Genomic DNA, 898 nt, shown 5'->3' with positions numbered 1-898 from the left:
GGCCCCGTCGGCTTCCCCGGCGGAACCCGCCACCACAGCGTGGAAGACAGCCCTCTTACTCCGTTGAGGCTGCAAGCCGCCGAGCAGTTTCGCAAAAGAGAAGGAAACCTCGAGGTACCGTCCGACTGGAATGAGCCGGTCGGCGGCGAGTATATATCTCTGGGAAGCTGGATCAAGGATGTACGCCGCGGCCGCGCGGAGGTTAGCGATGACACGCGGGAAAAACTCGACAAATTGGGAATGCGCTGGGGAAATATACGCAACACTGACACCCAGATGAAGCTGCAAGCCGCCGAGCAGTTCCACAAAAGAGAAGGCAACCTCGAGGTACCGTCCCACTGGAAGGAGCTGGTCGACGGCGAGTATATATCTCTCGGAGACTGGATTGCGGATGTGCGCAAAGAACACACGGGGGTTGACGCCGACACGCGGGAAAAACTCGACAAATTGGGAATGCGCTGGGAGCCAGTAGAAGGCAACCCTGCCACCACCCGGTTGAGACTGAAAGCCGCCGAGCAGTTTCGCAAAAGAGAAGGCCACCTCAACGTACCGTCCGACTGGAAGGAACCGGTCGACGGCGAGTATGTATCTCTCGGAAGTTGGCTCAAGCATGTACGCGGCAGCGAAACGAAGGTTGACGACGAAACGCGGGAAAAACTCGACAAATTGGGAATGCGCTGGGACAAAATACGCAAGCGCATTGACATCCAGTTGAGGCTGCAAGCCGCCGAGCAGTTTTACAAAAGAGAAGGCGACCTCAAGGTACCGTCCGACTGGAAGGAGCCGGTCGACGGCGAGTATATATCTCTGGGAAGCTGGATCAAGGATGTACGCCGCGGCCGCATAGAGCTTGACGACGCCAAGCGGGCCATACTCGACGGAATGAGTATGCGCTGGA

At 57.6% G+C, this 898-nt stretch carries 1 protein-coding gene; it reads left to right on the top strand.

Going from position 1 to position 898, the window contains the following annotated elements:
• Positions 1 to 39 precede the first annotated feature (39 nt).
• Positions 40 to 898, top strand: an 859-nt coding sequence (locus ACRWND_RS30865; RefSeq protein ID WP_431955284.1) for a helicase associated domain-containing protein, incomplete at its 3' end; no start/stop codon positions are given.

This window comes from Actinacidiphila sp. bgisy167 (genome assembly GCF_965342175.1).
GTDB lineage: Bacteria > Actinomycetota > Actinomycetes > Streptomycetales > Streptomycetaceae > Actinacidiphila.
The sequence above is the reverse complement of the archived record's forward strand: the minus strand, read 5'-3'. Positions and strand labels throughout refer to the sequence as shown.